Below are 20,459 nucleotides of genomic sequence, written 5' to 3'. Positions count from 1 at the left end.
CCCTACCGGTGGCCCGGGCCCCAGGCCGGGCCACCGGCCACGGCGTCCCCGGCCACCGCCGCGGCCGGCACACCGCTCAGCGCGGGCGCGGGCAGCTCCGCGGGCAGGTCGGGGAGCCGCTGCGGCGCCGACACGGGACGCAGCGGACGCGGGCCGGACACCACCGAGTAGTCCTGGCCCAGGAACGGCGGGGAGATCTCGCCCGGGTCCTCGCCGAGCGCCAGCCGCACGGCGGCCCACGGCGCGTTCACCCCGCACAGCGACAGCTGGTGCAGGCCACCGGCCGGGCGGGTGTTGACGTCCATCAGCACCGGCTGTTCGCCGAACATCCGGAACTGGATGTTGGACAGGTGGTGCAGGCCGAAACCCTCCGCGATCCGCCGGGCCGGCTCCAGCCACCGCTCGTGCAGGGTGAACCCCCTGCGGCGGCCGTTCTTGGTGCGGCCGACGGACAGCCGGACCCGGTTGTCCGTCCCGGTGAGGCAGTCCACCGACACCTCCGGCTCCTCGAGCACCGGCATCACCAGCCAGTCCACCGGCTTCTCCGCCTGCCGCACCGCCGCCACCACCAGATCGAGCGGCACCTGCGAGCTGGGGAAACCGCTCAGCTGCCCGAGGCCGAAGGGGGCACGGGTGATCACCCGGAAGCCCACACCGCCCGCGCCGGAGGCGGGCTTGAAGCACGCCCGGTACCCCAGCGCCTCCAGCTCCTCCACGGCACGCACCAGCTCGTCCGCCGACCGCACCCGCCACCACGGCGGCACGGACACCCCGATCGCCTGCACGGCCTCGTAGGCGATCGCCTTGTCGTGGAAGACGGCCACGGCCTCGGGCGGCGGCGCCAGCAGCGCCGTACCGGCCGCCTCGAACTCCGCGCGGTGCGCGACGACGGCCCCCTGGTGCAGCCGGGGCACGAACACGTCGATGCCGCGCCGCGCACACTGGGCGAGCGCGTACTCGACGTACGCCGCCGGGGACAGGTTCTCGGGTTCCAGCTCGGCGGTGTCGGCCGCGGCCAGTACGGGGGAGTCGGGGTCGCCGTGCGTGGCATGGATCTCGACGGCCCGATCGTGGGGATTCCTTCTCACCTGATCGATGAAGAACACGTTCTCCGCGTACGTGCGGTTGAGCCATACGCGTACGCATGAGGCCATGCAGGCCGCCTTTCACGGTATGCGGGCAGGCCTCAGCGGCCCGTGCCCGGGCAAAGGGTGTGGAGGGTCACCGAACGGCCCTGTGTGAAGGGCTCCTCGTCACGGTGGTGTCGGGGCCGATGATACGGCTTCGGCACCCGGGACCGAACCACGGGCGTGTCACGGGTTCCCGGGAGACACGGGGAGACACAGGGAGCCACGGGGGAGGCGCGGGGGGCTCCGGGAGAACCGCCCTCGTCCGGGCGGCACGGATGTGATCCCCAGGGAAAGTCCGCGGACACCGGGTTCTCCCTGCTCGAAGAGCCCGGGGGGTGCATGCTGTCCGTACGGGTTGTCCGTTCATCCCCAGGAGGCGAAGAGTGACGTCCACGGCCGGTGGCGACGGACAGATGTGGGCGATCAGCGACCTGCACATCGGTTACGACGAGAACCGTGCGCTGGTCGAGCGGATGCGCCCCGGGTCGGACGAGGACTGGCTCCTCGTGGCCGGGGACGTCGCGGAGACGGTGGACGACATCCGCTGGGCGCTCAAGACACTCGCCGGCCGGTTCCGGAAGGTCCTCTGGGCACCCGGCAACCACGAACTGTGGACCCACCCGAGGGACACCGTCACCCTGCGCGGCGTCGCCCGCTACGACCACCTCGTCGAACAGTGCCGGGAACTCGGCGTGACCACCCCCGAGGACCCCTATCCCGTCTGGGACGGCCCCGGCGGTCCGGTGGCCGTGGCCCCGCTGTTCCTGCTGTACGACTACACGTTCCTGCCCGCCGGCTGCGCCACCAAGGACGAGGGGCTGGCGTACGCGCACGGCACCGGCGTCGTCTGCACCGACGAGCACCTGCTGCACCCCGACCCGTACCCGAGCCGGGAGGCCTGGTGCCGGGCCCGGGTCGAGGAGACCGGACGCCGGCTCGCCGAACTGCCGGACGACCTGCCCGTCGTCCTCGTCAACCACTACCCGCTGCACCGGCATCCCACGGACGTCCTGTGGTACCCCGAGTTCGCCATGTGGTGCGGCACCGAGCTGACCGACGACTGGCACCGCAGGTTCAACGTCCACACGATGGTCTACGGACATCTCCACATCCCGCGCAGCACCCGCCGGGACGGCGTCCCCTTCGAGGAGGTGTCCGTGGGCTACCCCCGCGAATGGCGCAAGCGGGCGACGCCACCGGGACGGCTGCGCCGGATCGTGCCGGACGGACACGCACACGAGGGCAAGGACGAGCCCGAGGAACCCGAGGAAGGGGCCCGATGATCGAGGAACTGCTGCCGGCCACGGTCGTCGTCATGGAGGCCCGCGGCGACGAGGGCGCCGACGCCCCGCTCTACCCGCAGGAGGCGGCGCTCATGGAGCGGGCGGTCGAGAAGCGCCGCCGGGAGTTCCGGGCGGTGCGCTCCTGCGCCCGGCGGGCCATGGAGAAGCTCGGAGTACCCCCGCAGCCCGTGCTGCCCGGCGAGCGCGGCGCACCGGGCTGGCCGGCCGGGCTGGCCGGCAGCATGACCCACTGCACGGGCTACTGCGCCGCCGCCCTCGTCCGGGCCGACGACCTGGCCTCCCTCGGCATCGACGCGGAGGTCCAGGGGCCGCTGCCCGAGGGGGTGCTGTCCTCCGTCGCCCTGCCCGGGGAGGCGGAGCGGATCGGCCGGCTGGCCGTGGACCGGCCCGAGGTGCACTGGGACCGGCTGCTGTTCAGCGCCAAGGAGGCCGTCTACAAGGCGTGGTTCCCGCTCACCGGGAAGTGGCTGGACTTCATGGAGGCCGACATCGAGTTGTCCACCGACCCGGGCGAACGGACGCGCGGCGGTTTCCGGGCGGCGCTCCTGGTCCCCGGCCCGTGGGTGGGCGACCGCCGCCTCGACCACTTCACGGGCCGCTGGACCGCCGAGAGCGGCCTGGTCGCGACGGCGGTCGCCGTACCCCACGGCTGACGGGGACGCCGCGGCGCGTCCCGCTGCCGTGCGGTTTCGGCACGGGCGCCGACCCGGTCCGGTTCTTTCGGTCACGGCTCCGGGTGCCGGTCGCGGAGCATCCGGAAGAAGGTCTCCTCGTGGCCGGTCGGCCCGGCCTGATCCGGGCCAAGGGTGTCCGCCTCCGCGAGGACCGAGGGCACGACGACCGGGCCTGCGGGTGTCCGGCGGGCCGCTCTTCGCGTCGTGGGCGGCGCGCACCGTGTGCGGCAGCCGCAGACAGGCCTGGACGGCGGTGCGCTCGTGGTCGGCCGGTACGGCGGTGGGCATCGCCCGGCTCTCCCCGGGGCGCGGTCCGGCAGCGGACGTCCCGCACAGTGCGGGCACGCCTCCAGCCTGCCGTCCACCGCGGACCACCGGGCTGTGCCGCCCGCCGGCCCGCCCGTCCGGCGGAGCAGCGTCCCACCCGCGTGCCGCAGGTCAGGAGTGGGGCCGCTGGACGCTCTCCAGGAGCATGTCCAGCCACTCCGCGACCTTGTCGCGGTGCTGGTCGGTGGGGAGCTGCGCGGCCCGCCACGCGATTCCGCGCACGCCGTGGTCCCGCAGCAGCCGCTCCAGCGGGTCGTCGGCCGCCGCGGCGGCCCGCCGCTCACGGTCCGCGAGGGTCTGCAGCAGTTCCTGCTCGGTGTGCTGGAGGGCGATGGCGAGCGCTTCGGGGTCCTCGGCGGTGAGGAATCCGGCGTGCACCCGGAAGAACCGCTGGATGGCGTCGCAGTGTTCCATGGTGGGACGCCGGTCGCCGTTGATCAGGGCACCGGCCTGCTGGCGGGACATGCCCGCGCCGTCCGCGATCTCCTGCTGCGTGTACTTGCGGCTGTTCGGCTTGAGCCGGGTACGGCGCAGCAGGTCCAGGCGCTGCACGAACCGGGTCTGCACCTCGGGCTCGCCCGCGGGCCGGCCGCTCAGCAGAGCCTTGACCACCGGTTCCGGAACACCGGACGCCGCGGACAGCCGGCCGACGTCGAAGATCTCGGCGTGCGGCACCTCGAGCCGGTCGGCGAGTGCGGTGACGCGGGCGACGACGGCCGACAGCGCGGTCGTCGGCGCGGTGTCCGGACCCTCGAAGCCACCCGTCACCGACAGATCTCCTACGTCTCTCACAGGTTTCTCACGAGCGTTTGCCATGAACTTCACGGAGACTAGCCCGTGTCTCGAACTCACATCCAGGTCTCGCCACAACTGTGTCCCATTTCAGCCGTCAACAGGTGTGGAATGCCACGATAGTTGACACGCCTCGCGTCAGGGCAGCAGGATCGGGACGCCGCGTCAAGGCCGCACAGGCAAGAGGGGTGACCTCCCGATGGCACATCAGGCAGGAGGGCAGCGGCCGACACCGCGGCCGCCCGTCCTCGAGACTCCCGAGGCGCAGGCCTATCTGGAGGACTACGCCGTGTTCCTGAACGCGGTCCCCTTCCCCTCCCTGGTGGTCGACCACCGCTGGGACGTCCTGCTGGCGAACGCTGCTTTCCGGACACTTTTCCGGGATGTCGAACCGCATCCGACGGCCATGCCCGGCGACAACTTCCTCCGGTTCGTCCTCTTCCACCCGGACGCCCCCACGGTGCTGGGCGAACACGAGTCGAGCTGGTGCCTGCCGATGCTGGCCCACTTCGCCAAGACGGTGGAGCGGGACGGCCACGACCACGGGCTGCAGGCCATCCGCCGGGACATCGCCCAGGACCCCATCATGGAGGCGGCCTACCGGCAGGGGCTGCCGCACTGGCTCCGCGCCGTCGGCGAGCAGGCCGCCGAACACGACGGCGCGGTACGGCTGTTGCGCCATCCCGATCCGCGCTGGGGAGTCACCGACTGCCGTCTCGTCGTGGAGACGACCAGGATCCTCGAGGGCATGGACTGCACCCGGCTCACCCTGGTCCTGCGCGAGACGCCCCGCGCCCCGTCCCGCCGCCGCGGGCACCGTCGCGCCGCCTCCCACCTCAGCGTCGTGTCGGCGGTCGACTGAACCCCGGCGCGCGGTGCCGCCGTGGCCTGATCACTCCCCGCCCTTCGCGCAACTCACCACGCAGCCCTTCACGCAAGAATTTGCGTTCCTTGCGCTATTCTTGCGTTCATGACGCGACGACTTGCTGTGGTGGCGAAGAAGGTCGGGGTCAGCGAGGCCACGGTCAGCCGAGTGCTCAACGGCAAGCCGGGAGTCTCCGCGGTCACCCGGCAGGCGGTGCTCTCCGCGCTGGACGTGCTCGGCTACGAGCGGCCCACCCAGCTGCGCGGTGAGCGCGCCCGGCTGGTCGGCCTGGTGCTGCCCGAGCTGCAGAACCCGATCTTCCCCGCCTTCGCGGAGGTCATCGGCGGCGCGCTGGCCCAGCTCGGGCTGACGCCGGTGCTGTGCACCCAGACGCGGGGCGGTGTCTCCGAGGCGGACTACGTGTCGCTGCTGCTCCAGCAGCAGGTGTCCGGCGTCGTCTTCGCCGGCGGGCTCTACGCCCAGGCGGACGCTCCCCACGACCACTACCGGCAGCTCGCCGAGCGGAACATCCCCGTCGTCCTCGTCAACGCGGCCATAGAGCACCTGGGTTTTCCGGGCGTCTCCTGCGACGACGCCGTGGCCGTGGAACAGGCGTGGCGGCATCTGGCCTCGCTCGGTCACGAGCGGATCGGTCTGGTGCTCGGCCCCGCCGACCACGTGCCGTCGGCCCGCAAACTGGCCGCCGCCCGTGCGTTCGCCGCGGAGGTGCCCGACGCGCACGTCGCCCGCGCCATGTTCTCCATCGAGGGCGGGCACGCCGCCGCCGCCCGGCTCATCGACCGGGGCGTCACCGGCTTCATCTGCGCCAGCGACCCCCTCGCCCTCGGCGTGGTCCGGGCCGCCCGCCGCAAAGGGCTGGACGTCCCCGCGCGGATCTCGGTCGTGGGGTACGACGACTCGGCCCTGATGAACTGCACCGAGCCGCCGCTCACCACCGTCCGCCAGCCCATCGAGGCCATGGGCAAGGCCGTGGTGGAGCTGCTGAACGCACAGATCAACGGGCGCCCGGTGGCCGCCGAGGAGCTGTTGTTCGAGCCCGAGCTGGTGGTGCGGGGGTCGACGGCGCAGGCACCCCGCCCCTGAGGGCCGACTCCTTCCGGACGACTGTCGAATAATTTCAAAATGTGCGCGACATCTTGCGGACCCATGGCGTCGGTGCTTGAGTGTGCCCCGCCCACCGCTCCTGTCCGAGGGGTTCACCCGCTCCTGTCCCAGAGGGGACCACCGATGAGAAGCACCGGGATCCGCCGCACCCTCGTCGCGCTAGGCGTCGGCGCCCTCACCCTCACCGCCTGCGGCTCGCACGACGACCGGGCGGCCGACGGCAAGACCCGCATCACGGTCAACTGCATGCCGCCCAAGAGCGCGGAGGTCGACCGCCGGTTCTTCGAGGAGGAGATCGCCGCCTTCGAGAAGGAGAACCCGGACATCGACGTCGTCCCGCACGACGCCTTCCCCTGCCAGGACCCGAAGACCTTCGACGCCAAGCTCGCCGGAGGGCAGATGGAGGACGTCTTCTACACCTACTTCACCGACGCCGGGCATGTCGTCGACATCAACCAGGCAGCCGATCTCACCCCGTACCTCAAGGAGTCGAAGAGCTACGGGACGATCCAGCAGCAGCTGCGGGACATCTACACCGTCGACGGCAGGATCTACGGCGTACCCCGCACCGGCTACTCCATGGGGCTGGTCTACCACCGGGCGCTCTTCGAGAAGGCCGGCCTCGATCCCGACCGGCCGCCCACCACCTGGGCCGAGGTCCGCGCCGCCGCCAAGCGGATCGCCGCACTCGGCGACGGCACCGTCGGCTACGCCGACTACAGCGCCCAGAACCAGGGCGGCTGGCACTTCACCGCGGAGCTGTACTCCCGGGGCGGGGACGTCGTCACCCCCGACGGCGAGAAGGCGGCCGTCGACTCGCCCGAAGGCCGCGCCGTGCTGCAGACCCTGCACGACATGCGGTGGAAGGACGACTCCATGGGCAGCAAGCAACTGCTCGTGATCAACGACGTCCAGCAGATGATGGGCGCCGGCAAGCTCGGCATGTATCTCGCCGCCCCCGACAACATCCCGATCCTGGTGAAGGAGAAGGGAGCCGAGTACGAGGACCTCGCCCTCGCCCCCATGCCCGGCGGCAAGGCCACCCTCATCGGCGGCGACGGCTACATGATCGACAAGAAGGCCTCACCCGAGCAGATCAGGGCCGGCCTCAAGTGGCTCGACCACATGTTCCTCACCCCCGGCGACGGCTTCCTCGGCGACTACGCCCGCGCCGGGAAGAACGACGCGCCGGTCGGCCTGCCCGAGCCCCGGCTGTTCACCGGCGCCGCCGACGCCGAGGACCAGCAGGCCAAGAAGGCCAACGCCAACGTCCCGGTGGAGAACTACCAGGCCTTCCTCGACGGCAACCAGAGCCTGGAGATGAAGATCGAGCCGCCGCGGGCACAGCAGCTCTACTCCGTCCTCGACGGCGTCGTCTCCGCGGTGCTCACCAAGGAGGACGCCGACATCGACCGGCTCCTGAAGGACGCCTCCGGCAAGATCGACGGCATCCTGGCCCGGGGCTGACCGGCGATGAAGACGGTCGCCCGCCGGCCCGCCGAGGCCGTCGAACTGCGCCCGGTGCCGGCCCGGCCACCGGCCGGGAGCCGAAGACGCCGCCGCCTCACCGACCAACTGCACGCCTACGGCTTCCTCCTCGGCGGCCTCGTCTGCTTCGCCCTGTTCTCCTGGTACCCGGCGATCCGCGCGGTCGTGATCGCGTTCCAGAGGTACACACCGGGCTCACCGCCCGAATGGGTCGGCACCGCCAACTTCACCCGGGTCCTGCACGACCCCGAGTTCGGCGCGGCCTGGCGCAACACCCTCGGCTTCACCCTGCTCGCCCTGCTCCTCGGCTTCGCCGTCCCGTTCGTCCTGGCCCTGGTGCTGAACGAACTCCGGCACGCCAAGGCGTTCTTCCGCGTCGTCGTCTACCTGCCGGTGATGATCCCGCCGGTGGTCAGCGCCCTGCTGTGGAAATGGTTCTACGACCCCGGCACCGGCCTCGCCAACGAGGCGCTGCGGTTCCTGCACCTGCCCACCTCGAACTGGTCCAACGGCGCCGACACCGCCCTGGTCTCCCTGGTCGTCGTCGCCACCTGGGCCACCATGGGCGGCACCGTCCTGATCTACCTCGCCGCCCTCCAGTCCATCCCCGGCGAACTGTACGAGGCCGCCGAACTCGACGGCGCGAACCTGCTCCAGCGCATCCGTCATGTGACGGTCCCCCAGACCAGGTTCGTCATCCTCATGCTGATGCTGCTTCAGATCATCGCCACCATGCAGGTGTTCACCGAACCCTTCGTGATCACCGGCGGCGGACCGGAGAACTCCACCGTCACCGTCCTCTACCTCATCTACAAGTACGCCTTCCTCTACAACGACTTCGGCGGCGCCTGCGCGCTGAGCGTGATGCTCCTCGCCCTGCTCGGCCTGTTCTCCGCCCTCTACCTCCGACTCACCGGCTCCCCGAAGGAGACGACGTGAGCAGCACCCGCACCCTCGTCTCCCCGGCGGTCCTGGCCCGGCAGCCCGGCAGGGCCGTCTACTGGGCCGTGTTCACCGGCGTCGTCGTCCTGTTCACGCTCGCCTTCCTCTTCCCCGTCCACTGGATGGTGAGCGGTGCGATGAAGTCGCCGGACGAGGTGGCGCGCACCCCGCCCACCCTCCTCCCGGAGCGATGGAGCACCAGCGGGTACACCGACGCCTGGGACCTGATGCAGCTGCCGGCCCACCTGTGGAACACGGTGGTGCAGGCAGCCGGCGCCTGGCTGTTCCAGCTGGTGTTCTGCACGGCCGCCGCCTACGCGCTGTCCAGGCTCCGGCCCGCCTTCGGCAAGGTGATCCTCGGCGGCATCCTCGCCACCCTGATGGTCCCGGCGCAGGCCCTCGTCGTACCGAAGTACCTGACCGTGGCGGACCTCGGCCTCCTCAACGACCCCCTCGCCATCTGGCTGCCGGCCGTCGCCAACGCCTTCAACCTCTACCTGCTCAAGCGGTTCTTCGACCACCTGCCCCGGGACGTGCTGGAAGCCGCCGCCATCGACGGCGCCGGGAGACTGCGCACCCTGTGGTCGATCGTCCTGCCCCTGTCGCGCCCGGTGCTCGGCGTGGTGTCGATCTTCGCGCTGGTCGCCGTGTGGCAGGACTTCCTGTGGCCGCTGATGGTCTTCTCCGACACCGGGAAACAGCCGATCAGCGTGGCCCTGGTGCAGTTGTCGCAGAACGTCCAGCTGACCGTGCTCATCGCCGCGATGGTGATCGCCAGCATCCCCATGGTCGCGCTGTTCCTCGTCTTCCAGCGGCACATCATCGCCGGGATCAGCGCGGGCGGCTCCAAGGGCTGACACCGAATCCGTCCACCCAGAAGAAAGGCACCCGCCGTGGGACAGCCCACCCCCGCCCGACACGACGACGACTGGTGGCGCTCCGCCGTCATCTACCAGGTGTACGTCCGCAGCTTCGCCGACGGCGACGGCGACGGCACCGGTGATCTCGCCGGAGTCCGCGCCAAGCTGCCCTACCTCGTAGAACTCGGCGTGGACGCCCTGTGGTTCACCCCCTGGTACCTGTCCCCGATGAAGGACGGCGGCTACGACGTCGCCGACTACCGGGCGATCGACCCGGCCTTCGGTACCCTCGCCGAGGCGGAGAAACTCATCACCGAGGCGCGGGGGCTGGGCATCCGCACGATCGTCGACATCGTGCCGAACCACGTCTCCGACCAGCACCCCTGGTTCCGTGCCGCCCTCGCCGGCGGCCCCGAGCGCGACCTGTTCCACTTCCGCCCGGGCCGGGGGGAGCGCGGCGAACTGCCGCCCAACGACTGGCGGTCGGAGTTCGGCGGCCCCGCCTGGGCAAGGCTGGACGACGGCGACTGGTACCTCCACCTGTTCGCCCCCGAGCAGCCCGACCTCAACTGGGCGCATCCGGCGGTGCGCCAGGAACACGAGGACATCCTGCGGTTCTGGTTCGAGCGGGGCGTGGCCGGCGTGCGCGTCGACTCCGCCGCGCTGCCGGCGAAGGACCCCCTGCTGCCCGACCTCACCGAGGGCCTCGACCCGCACCCGTACGTGGACCGCGACGAGCTCCACGACGTCTACCGCGGCTGGCGGGCCGTCGCCGACGAGTACGGGGCCTTCTTCGTCGGCGAGGTCTGGCTCCCGGACGCCGAACGCTTCGCCCGCTATCTGCGCCCCGACGAACTGCACACCGCGTTCAACTTCTCCTTCATGACCTGCCCCTGGGACGCGGCACGGCTGCGCACCTCCATCGACGAGACCCTGGCCGAGCACGCCCCGATCGGCGCACCCGCCACCTGGGTGCTGTGCAACCACGACGTGACCCGTACGGTCACCCGCTACGGCCGCTCGGACACCGGCTTCGACTTCGCCACCAAGGCCTTCGGCACCCCGACCGACCTGCCCCTGGGCACCCGCCGGGCCCGCGCCGCCGCCCTGCTGTCGCTGGCGCTTCCCGGCGCGGTCTACGTCTACCAGGGCGAGGAACTCGGCCTGCCCGAGGCCGACATCCCGCTCGACCGCATCGAGGACCCCATGCACGCCCGCTCCGGGGGCACCGACCCCGGACGTGACGGATGCAGGGTGCCGCTGCCGTGGACGGCCGACGCGCCGCACGCCGGTTTCGGCGGCGTACCGTGGCTGCCGCAGCCCGCCGGCTGGGCCGCGTACGCCGCCGACCGGCAGGCCCGGGACCCCGGCTCCCTGCTCGTCCTGTACCGCGAGGCGATCCGCCTGCGCCCGGCCTTCGAGGACGGCCCGTTCGCCTGGCTGCCCACTGCCGACGGCGTACTCGCCTTCACCCGCGCGGACGGCGGCGCCCTCTGCGTGGTGAACCTCGCGGACACGCCCGCCGCCCTCCCGCCCCACACCGGACTGCTCCTCGGCAGCGGCCCCCTCGACCCCGACGGACGCCTGCCGAAGGACACGGCGGTCTGGCTGCGCGCCTGAGACCGCACCCGCTTGTTCCCGCACCCGCTTGTTCCCGCACCCCCCAGCACGAAGGGACCAGCCATGCGCACCTCCAGATCGCCTGTCAGGGGCATGTCGGCCGTAGGTACGGTCGTCGCCGTCGCCGCCGGCATGCTCGTCGCCCTCGCGCCCGCGCCCGTCCACGCCGCCGCGGGCGCCACCCTCCCCTTCACCTCGGTCGAGGCCGAGTCCGCCCGCACCACGGGGGCGAGGATCGGCCCCGACCACACCCAGGGCACCCTCGCCTCCGAGGCCTCGGGCCGTCAGGCCGTCCGGCTCGACGCCGGTCAGCGGGTCGAGTTCACGGTGCCGCGCGCGGCCAACGCCGTGAACGTCGCCTACAGCGTCCCCGACGGGCAGTCCGGCTCGCTCGACGTCTACGTCAACGGCGAGAAGCTGGCCAAGACCCTGCCGGTGACCTCCAAGTACTCCCACGTCGACACCGGTTGGATCGCGGGCTCCAGGTCCCATCACTTCTTCGACAACGCGCGCCTGCTGCTCGACCGGGACATCCGGGCCGGTGACACGGTCGCCCTTCAGGCCACGGGTGTCCAGGTCACCGTCGACGTGGCCGACTTCGAGCAGGTGGCCGCGCCCGCCGCCAGGCCGGCCGGTTCGGTCTCCGTCACCGACAAGGGCGCCGACCCCAGCGGCCGGGGCGACTCCACGCAGGCCTTCCGGGAGGCCGTCTCCGCGGCCCGGGGCGGGGTGGTCTGGATACCGCAGGGCGAGTACCGGCTCACCTCCGCACTGGGCGGCGTCCAGAACGTCACCCTCCAGGGCGCGGGCCACTGGCACTCCGTCGTGCGCTCCTCCCGCTTCATCGACCAGTCGAACTCCGCCGGCAACGTCCACATCAAGGACTTCGCCGTCATCGGCGAGGTCACCGAGCGGGTCGACTCGAACCCCGACAACTTCGTCAACGGCTCACTCGGCCCGAACTCGTCCGTCTCCGGCATGTGGCTCCAGCACCTCAAGGTGGGCCTCTGGCTGACCGGCAACAACGACAACCTGATCGTGGAGAACAGCCGCTTCTACGACATGACGGCGGACGGCCTCAACCTCAACGGCACCGCACGCGGGGTGAAGGTCCGCGGCAACTTCCTGCGCAACCAGGGCGACGACTCGCTCGCCATGTGGTCGCTGTACGGGCCCAACGTCAACAGCAGTTTCGAGAACAACACCATCTCGCAGCCGAACCTCGCCAACGGCATCGCGATCTACGGCGGCACCGACATCACCGTCAGGGGCAACCTGATCGCCGACACCAACGCGCTGGGCAGCGGCATCGCGATCTCCAACCAGAAGTTCCTCGACCCGTTCCACCCGCTGGCCGGCACGATCACCGTCGACGGCAACACCCTGGTCCGCACCGGTGCCATGAACCCCAACTGGAACCACCCCATGGGCGCCCTGCGCGTCGACTCCTACGACAGTGCCATCGAGGCGCAGGTCAGGATCACCGACACCACCATCACCGACAGCCCGTACAGCGCCTTCGAGTTCGTCTCCGGCAGCGGGCGCGGCCACGCCGCGAAGAACATCACCGTCGACGGCGCCACCGTCGCCGGGGCCGGTACGGTCGTCGTCCAGGCCGAGACGCCGGGCGCCGCCACCTTCCGGAACGTCACCGCCACCGGCGTCGGCGCGGCCGGTACCTACAACTGCCCCTATCCGGCCGGCTCGGGCACCTTCACCCTCACCGACGGCGGCGGCAACTCCGGCTGGGACAGCACCTGGTCGGACTGCTCCACCTGGCCGGATCCCGGTGCGGGCAACCCCGACCCCGGCCCGGACCGCAACCTCGCCCGGGGCCGCACCGCGACCGCCACCGGCTCCCAGGACGTCTACACGCCGGCCAAGGCGGTCGACGGCGACGCGCACACCTACTGGGAGTCCGCCAACCACGCCTTCCCGCAGGCACTGACGGTGGACCTCGGCTCCCGCCTGGCCGTCCGGCGGCTGGTGCTGAAGCTGCCCCCGCAGCCCGCGTGGCAGACCCGCACCCAGACCCTCGCCGTCCAGGGCAGCACCGACGGCTCCGCGTACACGACGGTCCTCGCCGCCCAGGAGTACCGCTTCGACCCGGCCACCGGCAACACGGTCACCGTGCCCCTGCCGGACGGCACCGACCTGCGCCACCTCCGGCTGCGCGTCACCGGCAACACCGGCTGGCCGGCGGCCCAGTTCAGCGAAGTTGAGGCATACCTTTCCTGACGTTCTCCCGTGCGACCCCGCCGCTGCTCAGGTCCGCTGTGCGGCGGCGGGGTCGGTCACGCCTCCCGGGCAGGCGTTCCGTTCGAGGTCCCAGCCCGCCGTCTCCGCGCCGGCCCGGTAGGCGCTCCGCAGGAAGGCGAGCACGTCGGCGCGTGGTGAGGGGGTGGTCCTGGCCTGCTCGTAGTCGAGGATCGCCAGATGGCTGCCGGCGCCGCGTTCGACCCACGAGGCGGCGGCGGGCCGCAGCGGACGGCGTTCCAGCCCGGCCGGTTCGGGCGCGGTGTAGGAGTAGAACGCCGCCTTCGGGAAGGCCGGGTCGCCGAACCAGAAACCCGCGCTGATCACCTCACGGGAGTACGCCTCCCTGGTGACCGGATCGACGGAGGCGGAGTGGGCGACGGGGGTGTCGGAGAACCTGGTCACCGCGATGTCGAAGGTGTGCCAGAAGTGGTGCACCGGACTCGTCTTTCCGGACCACTCGGCGGCGTACTCCTCCAGGACCAGGTTGACCTGGGACAGGATGACCCAGTAGCGGTTCACCGACTCCTGGTCGTAGGCGCGGTGTTCCGTGTCCTGGTCGAAGGGGCGGCCGGAATCCGGGAGGTCGAAGGGGTGCGGTAGCCCGATGCGCACGGAGACGTCGAGTTCGGTGAGCGCCGACTGCAGCAGACGGTAGAAGTCGGCCACCGAGAGGCCGGGCAGCGGGAAGGACACCTCGCGACCCGCACCGGTCGTGACGAGAAGCCGGTGGTCGACGAAGTCGAAGTCGATGCAGAAGAAGCGGCCCTGGTCGTCCAGTCCCATCGGGCGGGTGGTGATGCCACGTCCGGTGAGATGGTGGGGAACGTTCCACCAGTGGTTGCGGCGGGGCGAGGCCGCGAGCCGCACCTTTCCGACCACCTGCGCGAACCGGTGCAGTGTCTCCTTGGTCGCCCGCCATTCGGCGTAGGGCAGCGAGGGAAAGAGTTCCACAGCTCCTCCAGGATGCCGCGTATGCGCATATGTCGGAACACGAGCCTGCTTGCCCTCGAAAGGTATCCCCCTCCGGGGGAGATCGAAAGCCGAGGGCGCCCGGTGTGCCCGCTCGCGGTGCGCCGGACGGGCTTGCACGATCGGTGCACCGCAGGGCGCCTCGATCTGCCGGTGAGTGCCGTGCCTCCTGGGCTGGAGCGCGATCGCGCTTCACGGGGAATCGGCTGCTTCGCCCGGACGGTGCCCTGTTTCCTGTGATTCCCGGGCGTCGCCGGTGGTGGAAGGATGCCGTGAAGCACTATTCTCACAGAGAGGATTAGTGAGAATTCGGGGAGGAGGACGTCGTGACCTATGTGATCGCGCAGCCCTGTGTCGACGTGAAGGACAAGGCGTGCGTCGACGAGTGCCCGGTCGACTGCATCTACGAGGGCCGGCGGTCCCTGTACATCCATCCGGACGAGTGTGTCGACTGCGGCGCCTGCGAGCCGGTCTGCCCGGTCGAGGCCATCTTCTACGAGGATGACACTCCCGAGGAGTGGAAGGACTACTACAAGGCGAACGTCGAGTTCTTCGACGACCTCGGCTCGCCCGGCGGGGCCTCCAAGCTGGGGCTGATCGAGCGGGACCACCCGCTGATCGCCGCGCTGCCGCCGCAGGACGGCGCGGCGTGACCTCCGGGGAGCGCGCCGGGGACGGCGACCCGGTGACCCCGCGCCGCCGTGCCGTGCTCGAGGTGCTGCGCACCGCCGGCGCGCCGCTCGGCGTCAACGAGGTGGCGGAGCGGGTGGGGGTCCACGCCAACACGGCGCGCTTCCACCTGGATTCGCTGGTGACGCGCGGGGCGGTGGAGCGGACCCTGGAGGCGCCGTCCGGGCGGGGGCGTCCCCGCGCGGTGTACGCGCCGCGGCGCGGAATGGACCGCGGAGGGCGGCGCGAGTACCGGCTGCTGGCCCGGATGCTGCTCAGCCGGCTCGCGACGGCCGGCGCCGGAGCCGAGGCGGAGGCCGTGGAGGCCGGCCGGGCCTGGGGGCGGCACCTGGTCGACCCGGCGCCGCCCTTCCACACCGTGACCGGCCGCGAAGCGGTCGACCGGCTGGTCGCACTCCTCGCCGACCTCGGCTTCGATCCTGTGGCCCCTGTGGCCCCTGTGGCCCCTGTGAGCCAGGCGGGCCCGGTGAACGACGGGTCCGATGAGGTGCCCGACGTCATCCGTCTGCGGCACTGTCCGTTCCTCGAACTCGCCGAGGAGTACCGGCAGATCGTCTGCCCGCTCCATCTGGGCCTGATGAAGGGCGCGTTGGCCGCACTGGACGCGCCCGTCGCCGCCGGCCGGCTGGTGCCGTTCGCCGAACCCGACGTCTGTCACGCCCATTTCGTCCCAGCGCGCGCCGCGTAGAGGAAGGACAGTCCGGCAGTGAACTCCGTATCGGCCGCCACAGCGGGCGCCGCCGTCTTCGTCTGGCTCGGCATGGTGCTGGCGATCTCCTTCCTGGAGGCGCCGTTGAAGTTCCGGGCGCCGGGGGTGACGATCCCGATCGGCCTCGGTATCGGCCGCATCGTCTTCCGGGCGCTCCATCTCGTCGAGATCGTCCTCGTCGTGATCACCCTTGCCGCCGTGGCGGCCGGCGGGCCCGGCACCCCGGTGGCCGTGCTCACCGTCGTGGTGGCCGTGGTGCTGGCAGCTCAACTCGGTGTGATCCGGCCCCGGCTCAACCACCGGTCCGACCGGGTGCTCGCCGGAGAGCGACTGCCCCGCTCCCACGCCCACTGGCACTACGTGGGGCTCGAGACCATCAAGGCGGTGGCGCTCCTGGTTCTCGGCGTCCTGCTTCTCGCCGCTTGAGCGCCACCCGGCCGTCGCCCGCCTCAGCGGGTCATATGTCCTGGCCGTTGCCGCCGCGGCCCTCCGCCTTCTCGATGCCCCCGATGATGTCGTCGAGGAGCGACTGCTTCTGGTCGGTGTCCAGACCGAAGCGGATCACGACGATCTGCTTCGGCTGCGCGGGGGAGGGGAGGGCCAGCGACTGGACGTACCCGTCGGAGCCCTTGCTGGTGACCGCCTTCCAGCGCACCAGGTAGCCCTTCTGCCCGGCGACGTCCACCGCCTTCGACTCGAGGACCTCGTGCGAGGTGATCCTCCCGTAGGAATCGCCGCCGTACGACTCCTCGGCATTGGCGGCGATGTCCGCCTTGGCGACCTCCTCGGCGGTGGAGCCGCGGATGCCGAGGGCCGGCGCCGGCATCGAGTAGGCCCCGCCCTTGGTGCAGGTGCTGGAGGTGTTGCCGGGGCATTCGTAGGTGTCGTCCGACATGATCTGGGCGCCCACCTGGCCCTCCTGGCCGTACCAGCCGTCCGGGATGGGCAGGCTGATTCCGCTCAGCCCGTCGGTCACCGACCCGCTCTCCACCCGCGGCGGCTTCGAGGTGTCCGGGCCGGAGTCCTTTCCGTCGGGGCCGCCCTCAGGACCGCCTTCCGAACCACCCGGACCCTGCGCGGTCGCGGAGTTGCCGCCGCCGCTGTCGCCGGGCAGCGCGTACACGCCGATCCCGATGCTCGCCAGCACCGCGACGGCCGCGGCCACGGCGATGCCGATCAGCAGCCTGCGCCGCCGTCCGGAGCCCGAGCCGGACCGCACGATCCCGGGATACCCCTGGTGCACCGGATACCCCGGGTACGCCGGATGGGCCGGGTACGCCGGGTGGGCCGGGTGGGCCGCCGTGCCCGGTGCCGGAGGGCCCCAGGCGGATGCCGAGCCCGTCGGCCGGACCTGGTCCGTCCAGGCGGTGCCGTCCCACCAGCGCTCGGTGGCCGGTCCGTCATTCGTCTGCCCGGGGTCGGGATGCCACCCGGGAGGAGTCGCCTGCGTCATGCCCCCACCGTATGAGGCGTCGATGAAAGCCGGATGAGACCGGACGGGACCGGAGGGGAGAGGTCCGTCACCTCCGGTGACCGGCCGCCCTCCGCGCACTCCTGTACGGCCGGTGCGCCGCCGCTTCGCCGCGGGCCTTCCCCTCCTCGGCGCGCTCCTGCGAAAATGATCCGACGGGCCGTCACCATCACATCCGCAGACAGCTGTTGACTCCTCATCCCCAGGTGGGCGGCGGGACGCGTCGACCTCTGTACCGCGTGTCACCCGTCACGGCAAGAGCGGGCACGGTACTGCTCCATCAGGGCCGTCGGAGGACTACGCTCGACGGCTGTACGTCGTTCGGGCGACTTGGGGAGGCAGCGGGATGACGGAGGTACGGCCCACGGGCGAGGCCTCGCCCTCGCTCTGGGAGCGGGACGAGGAGGTCGCCGCCATCACCGCGGTGGTCGACACCCTGTGCGCGGACCGGTCCTCACCCGGAAACCTGCTGGTGCTCCGGGGCGAGGCGGGGCTCGGCAAGACCGCGCTGCTCGCCGAGACCCGGCGCATCGCCGAACAGCGCGGCTGCACCGTCTGGTCGGCCCGCGGCGGCGAGACCCTGCGCTCCGTCCCCTTCAACGTCGTACGCCAACTCCTCCAGCCCGCACTGGTGTCGATGCTGCCGGAGGAGGTCCGCGAGTACCTCGGCGACTGGTACGACATCGCCGGCCCCGCCCTCGGCGTCGCGGAGCCCGGCGACCGGCACATCGACCCGCAGGGCGTCTGCGAGGGGCTGACCGCCGCGGTGCGCCGGCTGGCCCGCCGGGACTGGCCGCTGGTGCTGACCGTCGACGACGTCCACTGGGCCGACCAGGAGACCCTGCACTGGCTCGCCGTCCTCGCCGAACGCCTGGCGGAGGTGCCCGTCCTCGTCGTGGTCGCCCGCAGACCGGGCGAGGTCTCCGGGGTGAGCGCCCGCCACCTGGATGCCGTCGCCGAGGCGGCCGAGCACCCCGTCACCGTGCTCAGCGCCCTGACCCCGCTCGCCACGGCCGGACTCACCCGCGCCACCCTGGGCGAGAACGCGGACGCCGCGTTCTGCCGCGAGGTGTGGGCCGTCACCGGCGGCAACCCGTACGAGACCGTCGAACTCCTCGCCAAGGTCCAGGACAGCGAACTCGAACCCGTCGAGACCCACGCGGGCGAACTGCGCGCGCTGAACCGCTCCGCCCGCGGCGGCGGACTCGTGGCCCGCCTGGAACAACTCGGCATAGACTCCACCCGGTTCGCCTGGGCCGCCGCCATCATCGGCACCGACATCACCGTCGACCTGGTGGCCCGGCTCGCCACCCTGAACCGTGACGACGCCGTCCGCTGCGCCGAACTCCTGCGCGGCGCCCGCATCCTCACCGTCCCCGACCCCGGCACCGGCCGTACCGGCGTGGCCGACCTCGAGTTCGTCCACCCGCTCATCGCCACCGCCGTCTACAACTCCATCCCCGACGCCCTGCGCCGGGCCATGCACGGCATCGCCGCCCGGATCGTCACCGACTCCGGACGCGGCGCCGCGTCCGCCTCCCGGCACCTCCTCGAAGTCCACCCGGACGACGACGAGGAACTCGTGTGGCAACTGCGTGAGGCCGCCCGCGAACACCTCGCCACCGGCGCCCCGGACGCGGCCCGCCGCTGCCTGGAACGCGCACTGGAGGAACCGCCCCGCCCCGAGGTCCACGCGCACGTGCTCTACGAACTGGGCCGCGCCACCTTCCTCACCGCGCCCGCCCGGACCATCGGCCATCTGCGGACCGCGCTCGGCATGTCCGGTCTCGACGGCGCCGCGCGGGTGGACGCCGTGGTCCGGCTCTCGCAGGCGCTGCTGCACAACAACCAGACGGAGGAGGCCCTGCGCACCGTCGAGGCGGAGGCCGCCCGGCTGGAGCCGGGACCCGCCCGGATGAGGCTGCAGGCCGTGCGGTTCATGTGGGAGGGCGTCCACGCCGGCGAGACCAGCACACCCGGCCGCAGCGAACGCCTGGCCGACCTCGCCGCCACCTGCACCGGCCGCGACAACTCGGAGCGCGCACTGCTCGTCCTGCGCGGCTTCGACGCCATGATGTGCGGCGAGAACGCCGAGGAGGTCGCCGAGATCTGCGACCGCGCCCTCGTCAACGGCCGCCTCGCTCCCGGCTTCGGCTGGACCGACTCCGAATGGGGCGTCGAACTGCTGCTGATGCTGGCCGGGGTCTACGCCTACACCGACCGCCTGGACCGCGCCGAAAGCCTCTACAACGAGGCCCTGCGCGCCTACGAGACGGCAGGCTGGAGCGGCGGCCACCTGGCCCTCGCCCACGCCTACGTCGGTCTCGGGCACCGCAGACGGGGCCGCCTGGTGGCGGCGGAGAAATCGTTGCGCGAGTCCCTGCGCCTGGCCGAACGCGTCGGCCGCGGTCTGCCCCTGTACTGGACGGCGACCTGCAACCTGGTCGACACCCTGCTCGCCCGCGGGCACGTGGACGAAGCCCGGGCGGTCGCCGAGCGGCACGGCTTCGCACCACCCTACCCGTCCACCATCGTGCTCCCCGACCTCCGCTCGGTGCGCGGCAGACTGCTGCTCGCGGCCGGCCGCACCGAGGACGGCGTCAACGAACTGGAGGCCGCAGAGAAGGCGGCGGCCTCCCGCGGCCACCACAACCCCGTCCACGTCTTCTGGGCCGCCGACCTCGCCCGCGCCCTCGCCGGGACGGACCCGGCCCGTGCCGCCCGGCTCGCCGTGGAGTACCGCAGGCAGGCCGAACGCTTCGGCACGGACACCGCCATAGGGGAGGCCCTGCGCTGTGCCGCCGCTCTGGAGACCGGCCAGCGGGCGGTACGGCTCGCCGCCCAGGCCGTCGCCTACCTGGAGTCCTCGCCCTGCCAGTACGAACACGCCGTCGCCCGCGTCGAGTACGGCATCCTCGCCCGCTCGAAGGCCGACCTGGAGCGCGGTCTGGCGCTCGCCCGGTCCTGCGGCGCGGACGGGCTGGCCGCGCGGGCCCGGGCCGAACTGGCCTCGGTCACCGGACCGGCGCCGAGCGCCACACCGGCCCCGGCCGGCGGGCGTGTCCCGGACAACCGGCCGTAGCCCCTGCCTCCCGGCCCCGGCTCCTGGCTCTGGCTCCGGCTCCTGGCCCGGGACCCTGGCCTCGGCTCCGGCTCCGGCTCCTGGCCCCGGGACTCTGACTCCGGCTCCTGGCTCTGGCTCCGGGACCCTGGCCCCGGCTCCTGCCTCCCGGC

At 71.9% G+C, this 20,459-nt stretch carries 17 protein-coding genes; 13 read left to right on the top strand and 4 right to left on the bottom strand.

Annotated elements, in window-relative coordinates:
• Positions 1–2: 2 nt before the first annotated feature.
• Positions 3–1,154, bottom strand: coding sequence for an ATP-grasp domain-containing protein (locus PYS65_RS04145; protein ID WP_279332399.1), 1,152 nt, complete (start codon positions 1,152–1,154; stop codon positions 3–5).
• A gap of 359 nt (positions 1,155–1,513) precedes the next feature.
• Between PYS65_RS04145 and PYS65_RS04140 the strand changes: the two genes are divergently transcribed.
• Both PYS65_RS04140 and PYS65_RS04135 read left to right on the top strand, forming a co-directional pair.
• Positions 1,514–2,413: a metallophosphoesterase family protein gene (locus PYS65_RS04140; protein ID WP_279332398.1), complete on the top strand. Its 900-nt coding sequence runs from the start codon at positions 1,514–1,516 to the stop codon at positions 2,411–2,413.
• Entirely contained in the window at positions 2,410–3,087 is a 678-nt protein-coding gene (locus tag PYS65_RS04135) for a 4'-phosphopantetheinyl transferase family protein (RefSeq protein WP_279332397.1), read from the top strand. The genes PYS65_RS04140 and PYS65_RS04135 overlap by 4 nt, the downstream gene beginning before the upstream one ends.
• Positions 3,088–3,546: 459 nt before the next feature.
• Here PYS65_RS04135 and PYS65_RS04130 read toward each other — a convergent pair whose 3' ends face one another.
• Entirely contained in the window at positions 3,547–4,203 is a 657-nt protein-coding gene (locus PYS65_RS04130) for a helix-turn-helix domain-containing protein (protein ID WP_279332396.1), read from the bottom strand.
• A gap of 223 nt (positions 4,204–4,426) precedes the next feature.
• Between PYS65_RS04130 and PYS65_RS04125 the strand changes: the two genes are divergently transcribed.
• The 7 genes from PYS65_RS04125 to PYS65_RS04095 all read left to right on the top strand — a co-directional run bounded on the left by PYS65_RS04125 (position 4,427) and on the right by PYS65_RS04095 (position 13,365).
• Complete coding sequence (locus PYS65_RS04125) at positions 4,427–5,089, top strand: MmyB family transcriptional regulator (RefSeq protein WP_279332395.1); 663 nt, start codon at positions 4,427–4,429, stop codon at positions 5,087–5,089.
• Between the two features lie 108 nt (positions 5,090–5,197).
• The gene (locus PYS65_RS04120; protein WP_279332394.1) at positions 5,198–6,196 is read left to right on the top strand and encodes a LacI family DNA-binding transcriptional regulator; all 999 of its coding nucleotides are present in this window, start codon (positions 5,198–5,200) and stop codon (positions 6,194–6,196) included.
• Between the two features lie 144 nt (positions 6,197–6,340).
• Positions 6,341–7,684, top strand: coding sequence for an ABC transporter substrate-binding protein (locus tag PYS65_RS04115; RefSeq protein WP_279332393.1), 1,344 nt, complete (start codon positions 6,341–6,343; stop codon positions 7,682–7,684).
• A 6-nt stretch (positions 7,685–7,690) separates the two neighbouring features.
• Positions 7,691–8,644 carry a carbohydrate ABC transporter permease gene (locus tag PYS65_RS04110; RefSeq protein WP_279332392.1) on the top strand — a complete coding sequence of 318 codons (954 nt, stop codon included), beginning with the start codon at positions 7,691–7,693 and terminating at the stop codon, positions 8,642–8,644.
• Entirely contained in the window at positions 8,641–9,504 is an 864-nt protein-coding gene (locus PYS65_RS04105) for a carbohydrate ABC transporter permease (RefSeq protein ID WP_279332391.1), read from the top strand. Before PYS65_RS04110 ends, PYS65_RS04105 begins: the two co-directional genes overlap by 4 nt.
• A 36-nt stretch (positions 9,505–9,540) precedes the next feature.
• Positions 9,541–11,127 (top strand): glycoside hydrolase family 13 protein, encoded by a 1,587-nt coding sequence (locus tag PYS65_RS04100; RefSeq protein ID WP_279332390.1) that lies wholly within the window; start codon positions 9,541–9,543, stop codon positions 11,125–11,127.
• Between the two features lie 63 nt (positions 11,128–11,190).
• Positions 11,191–13,365, top strand: coding sequence for a discoidin domain-containing protein (locus PYS65_RS04095; RefSeq protein WP_279332389.1), 2,175 nt, complete (start codon positions 11,191–11,193; stop codon positions 13,363–13,365).
• Positions 13,366–13,392: 27 nt separating this feature from the next.
• On the opposite strand, the gene PYS65_RS04090 is transcribed toward PYS65_RS04095, so the two are convergent.
• Complete coding sequence (locus tag PYS65_RS04090; protein WP_279332388.1) at positions 13,393–14,337, bottom strand: DUF5996 family protein; 945 nt, start codon at positions 14,335–14,337, stop codon at positions 13,393–13,395.
• A 344-nt stretch (positions 14,338–14,681) separates the two neighbouring features.
• Here PYS65_RS04090 and fdxA point away from each other — a divergent pair, with 344 nt between their 5' ends.
• The 3 genes from fdxA to PYS65_RS04075 are packed head-to-tail and all read left to right on the top strand — an operon-like array spanning position 14,682 to position 16,180.
• Complete coding sequence (gene fdxA, locus PYS65_RS04085) at positions 14,682–15,008, top strand: ferredoxin (protein WP_279332387.1); 327 nt, start codon at positions 14,682–14,684, stop codon at positions 15,006–15,008.
• The gene (locus PYS65_RS04080) at positions 15,005–15,733 is read left to right on the top strand and encodes a helix-turn-helix transcriptional regulator (RefSeq protein WP_279332386.1); all 729 of its coding nucleotides are present in this window, start codon (positions 15,005–15,007) and stop codon (positions 15,731–15,733) included. The genes fdxA and PYS65_RS04080 overlap by 4 nt, the downstream gene beginning before the upstream one ends.
• Positions 15,734–15,751: 18 nt before the next feature.
• Positions 15,752–16,180 (top strand): hypothetical protein, encoded by a 429-nt coding sequence (locus PYS65_RS04075; protein ID WP_279332385.1) that lies wholly within the window; start codon positions 15,752–15,754, stop codon positions 16,178–16,180.
• Positions 16,181–16,211: 31 nt separating this feature from the next.
• Here the strand turns inward: PYS65_RS04075 and PYS65_RS04070 are convergent, their stop codons facing one another.
• Positions 16,212–17,207 (bottom strand): DUF2510 domain-containing protein, encoded by a 996-nt coding sequence (locus tag PYS65_RS04070; protein WP_279332384.1) that lies wholly within the window; start codon positions 17,205–17,207, stop codon positions 16,212–16,214.
• Positions 17,208–17,571: 364 nt separating this feature from the next.
• Between PYS65_RS04070 and PYS65_RS04065 the strand changes: the two genes are divergently transcribed.
• Positions 17,572–20,307: an ATP-binding protein gene (locus PYS65_RS04065; RefSeq protein WP_279332383.1), complete on the top strand. Its 2,736-nt coding sequence runs from the start codon at positions 17,572–17,574 to the stop codon at positions 20,305–20,307.
• The last annotated feature ends 152 nt before the right edge of the window (positions 20,308–20,459 follow it).

The organism is Streptomyces cathayae (assembly GCF_029760955.1).
Lineage (GTDB): Bacteria > Actinomycetota > Actinomycetes > Streptomycetales > Streptomycetaceae > Streptomyces > Streptomyces cathayae.
The sequence above is the reverse complement of the archived record's forward strand: the minus strand, read 5'-3'. Positions and strand labels throughout refer to the sequence as shown.